Source organism: uncultured Kluyvera sp., assembly GCF_902485085.1.
GTDB lineage: Bacteria > Pseudomonadota > Gammaproteobacteria > Enterobacterales > Enterobacteriaceae > Kluyvera > Kluyvera ascorbata.
The window spans coordinates 1-3,750 of record NZ_CABTJS010000112.1; the positions used below are offsets into that span (position 1 = coordinate 1).

A 3,750-nucleotide genomic window follows, 5' to 3' on the forward strand; every position below is an offset into this window, starting at 1 on the left:
ATAAAAAAACCCCCGGACCTTTCGGTGCGGGGGTCTTAGTTCGTTAAGGCTTGATTTCTAAGCCTTTCCTCGTCCAAGTGCAGCCCCGCACGGTGGGATAATAATCACCACCACGCTAATCACGACCAGGCTAATCACTCGTAGAAGGGCTGTCATTTTTGTCTATTCTTGCATCTTGTTCGAAGGAATACCTACAGAGTTACCACAGACATCACAAAATGCACAAGTTTTTTTTATGACGACATTGATTACCACGCTAAGAATCTTTAGAAAAAGATTTGTTTTATATAGAAAAATTATGAAATGAAAATATTTCACCATTTGGCGTTCACCGGGCACAAAAACGGGCGTGGCTGGACGGCAGCATAAAAAAATGCGGGCATGCTTCCGTGAAAAATGACAATGCATGAAAAGTAGCAAAAAAACAGGAATGAGGCGCGTAAACTCACGAAGTGACAGATAAATGCGACAGTACGTCGATGCATAATGCCCTTTATCAGGGAGGAATTATGTCACTATCCGTCGTCTATACGCGCGCAGCGCTCGGCGTGAATGCGCCGCTCATTACCATTGAAGTGCATATTAGCCAGGGGCTGCCGGGGCTGGTGATGGTGGGTCTGCCGGAAACGACCGTCAAGGAGTCCCGGGATCGGGTTCGCAGCGCAATCATCAACAGCGGTTATACCTTTCCGGCGAAAAAAATCACCATCAACCTGGCTCCCGCCGACCTGCCGAAAGAAGGCGGTCGATATGATTTACCTATCGCTATTGCGCTCCTGGCGGCTTCTGAGCAGCTTAGCACCCAGAAACTGGGTCAATATGAGTTCGTGGGGGAATTAGCGCTTACAGGCGCATTACGCGGCATTCCTGGAGCCATCTCTGCGGCAATGGAGGCCATCAACGCCGGGCGGCAGATAGTACTTGCTGAAGACGATGCCCCGTTGGTTGGGCTGCTAGGCGGCAACGATTGTCTTATCGCCAGCCATCTTCTGGAAGTGTGTGCGTTTCTGGAAGGAAAGCAGGAATTGCGCCTCCCACCTGCGGAGACACCTGTAATTACCGAGGCGGCTGACGACCTGAGTGAAGTCATCGGGCAGCAGCAGGGGAAGCGCGCGTTAGAGGTGACGGCGGCGGGCGGGCATAATTTATTGCTGATAGGCCCACCGGGCACCGGCAAAACCATGCTCGCTTCCAGGCTCAGAGGTCTACTACCACCGCTTAACGATCGCGAGGCGCTGGAAAGCGCCGCTATCATCAGTCTGGAAAATAGTCGCCGCGTGCAGGCCGAGTGGCGCTGCCGCCCTTTTCGCGCACCGCACCATAGCGCCTCGTTAACGGCGATGGTGGGCGGAGGGTCAATACCTGCCCCTGGAGAGGTATCTCTGGCCCATAACGGCATTCTATTTCTGGATGAGCTGCCGGAGTTTGAACGTCGGGTGCTGGACGCGTTAAGAGAGCCTATCGAGTCGGGTAAGATCCATATTTCACGGACGCGCGCCAAAATCACCTACCCTGCTCGCTTCCAGCTTATTGCTGCCATGAATCCCAGCCCGACCGGACACTATGAGGGAAAGCACAATCGCTGCACGCCAGAACAGACGCTGCGCTATCTCAATCGTCTGTCGGGGCCTTTCCTCGACCGTTTCGATTTATCGCTCGAGATACCCATGCCTCCGCCAGGATTGCTAAGCCAACCCGTTCGTCTCGAAGAGAGTAGTCGGGAGGTACAGCGTCGCGTGATTGCTGCCCATCAGCGTCAGTTTACTCGGCAGGGGAAGCTTAATGCCCATCTCGGTAGCGGTGAGGCAAGGCTGCATTGCGCCCTTTGCGATGAGGATTCACGGTGGTTGGAACAGACGCTCACGCAACTGGGGCTTTCGATACGTGCCTGGCAGCGGCTACTTAAGGTTGCACGCACGTTGGCCGATATGGAGGGCGTTGACGCCATCGAGCGTCGACATTTGCAGGAAGCGTTAAGCTACCGTGGGATTGATCGCATGCTTAGCCACCTGCAAACCTTACTGCAATAAAAAAGGGGCCGGAGCCCCTTTTTCTTAATCGTCGCTTTCAGTGTAGTCGTCAGCGCCTTCCATCTGCGGTTTACCACCGGACAGCGTATGGAAACGCTTAGGGCGCTTAATGCGAGTCACATACTTGTGCCATACGCGTTCAGCTTCTGAAGCCGGTTCACGCTCACCGCGGCATACCGCGACGAACTGGTGTTCCTCATCGGTTGCAGGCTCACGCTTGCCAAGATCGAGTTCGTTAAAGGCAAAGCCATAACGTTCCAGCAGCTGCGCCTCTTTGATGGTGAAGTCACCATGACGAGAGAACCCGCGCGGATAATTTTTATTATCGAAAAAACGATTAGTCGTCGTAAAGCTTTCCGCCATCCTACACGCTCCTAATTCTTTGGCCGAGCTATTTATGGCGCGGAGTATTAGATACGCTTGACAGAGTGTAAAACAAAAGATTTAAATCATTACGACAAAAAATTTTGCGGAGAAAGCTGTGGATACCGAATTGCTGAAAACTTTCCTCGAAGTGAGCAGAACTCGCCACTTCGGGCGAGCCGCAGAAGCGCTCTATCTGACACAATCTGCGGTGAGCTTTCGTATTCGTCAGTTAGAAAATCAGCTTGGTGTTAATTTATTTACTCGTCACCGCAATAACATACGGCTGACGGCAGCGGGAGAAAAGCTGCTCCCTTACGCAGAGACGTTGATGAGTACATGGCAGGCAGCTCGTAAGGAGGTTGCCAGCACCTCACGGCACAACGAATTTTCGATTGGGGCCAGCGCTTCACTGTGGGAGTGTATGCTCAATGAGTGGCTAGGAAGGCTCTACCAGGCGGATGATGCCCTGCAGTTTGAAGCACGAATTGCGCAACGCCAGTCTCTGGTGAAGCAGTTGCATGAGCGCCAGCTCGATCTACTGATCACCACAGAAACACCAAAGATGGATGAATTCAGCAGCCAGCTGCTGGGACATTTTACTCTGGAGCTGTTTTGCGCGTCACCGGCCACCATCAAAGCCGATCTCAACTATCTCCGTCTCGAGTGGGGCGCGGATTTTCAGCAGCATGAAACCGGGCTTATTGCCAGCGATGATATTCCGTTGTTAACCACCAGTTCGGCGAGTCTGGCCTATCGACAGCTGCTGCCGTTAAAGGGTTGTACCTGGTTGCCAACGTCGTGGGCACAGGAACAAAACGGCCTATATCCAGTTGCTGATGGTTCATCAATTTCACGGCCTTTATACGCGATCTGGCTGCAAAATAGCGACAAACAGGCGCAAATTCGCGACATATTGAAAAACAACGTTTTTTGATAACCAAGGGAAATGAGTGGCCCGGAGTGAATAGCGATGGGCCTTTAAGAAAGGCAAATTTTGGGCAAAAAAAATCCTTTGCCTAAGCAAAGGATTATATATGGCAGGGGCGGAGAGACTCGAACTCGCGACACCCGGTTTTGGAGACCGGTGCTCTACCAACTGAGCTACGCCCCTAAAGACTTCTTAATTTTTCTTATCATTAAGCCTGCTAATGTAGCAGGCTTAATTTTAAATAAGTGGCGGAACGGACGGGACTCGAACCCGCGACCCCCTGCGTGACAGGCAGGTATTCTAACCGACTGAACTACCGCTCCACCGAATTTCTTTGTCACTACCCGGATTATTCATCCCGGTTTACTGCAATTTGATGCCTGGCAGTTCCCTACTCTCGCATGGGGAGACCCCACACTACCATCG

At 52.1% G+C, this 3,750-nt stretch carries 4 protein-coding genes and 2 tRNA genes; 2 read left to right on the forward strand and 4 right to left on the reverse strand.

The window, feature by feature from the left end:
* Window positions 1–57: 57 nt before the first annotated feature.
* Window positions 58–156 carry an ilv operon leader peptide gene (gene ilvL / locus RDN66_RS13265; RefSeq protein ID WP_001311244.1) on the reverse strand — a complete coding sequence of 33 codons (99 nt, stop codon included), beginning with the start codon at window positions 154–156 and terminating at the stop codon, window positions 58–60.
* A gap of 353 nt (window positions 157–509) precedes the next feature.
* On the opposite strand from ilvL, the gene RDN66_RS13270 reads away from it, so the two are divergent.
* The gene (locus RDN66_RS13270; protein WP_035896408.1) at window positions 510–2,030 is read left to right on the forward strand and encodes a YifB family Mg chelatase-like AAA ATPase; all 1,521 of its coding nucleotides are present in this window, start codon (window positions 510–512) and stop codon (window positions 2,028–2,030) included.
* A gap of 24 nt (window positions 2,031–2,054) precedes the next feature.
* On the opposite strand, the gene RDN66_RS13275 is transcribed toward RDN66_RS13270, so the two are convergent.
* Window positions 2,055–2,393 carry a DUF413 domain-containing protein gene (locus tag RDN66_RS13275; RefSeq protein WP_035896409.1) on the reverse strand — a complete coding sequence of 113 codons (339 nt, stop codon included), beginning with the start codon at window positions 2,391–2,393 and terminating at the stop codon, window positions 2,055–2,057.
* 118 nt (window positions 2,394–2,511) lie between these two features.
* Between RDN66_RS13275 and hdfR the strand changes: the two genes are divergently transcribed.
* On the forward strand, window positions 2,512–3,330 hold the full coding sequence (gene hdfR / locus RDN66_RS13280) for an HTH-type transcriptional regulator HdfR (protein ID WP_035896410.1): 819 nt from the start codon (window positions 2,512–2,514) through the stop codon (window positions 3,328–3,330).
* A gap of 101 nt (window positions 3,331–3,431) precedes the next feature.
* Here the strand turns inward: hdfR and RDN66_RS13285 are convergent.
* Window positions 3,432–3,507 (reverse strand) — tRNA-Trp (locus RDN66_RS13285).
* Window positions 3,508–3,570: 63 nt separating this feature from the next.
* A tRNA-Asp gene (locus RDN66_RS13290) sits at window positions 3,571–3,647 on the reverse strand.
* Between the last annotated feature and the right edge of the window lie 103 nt (window positions 3,648–3,750).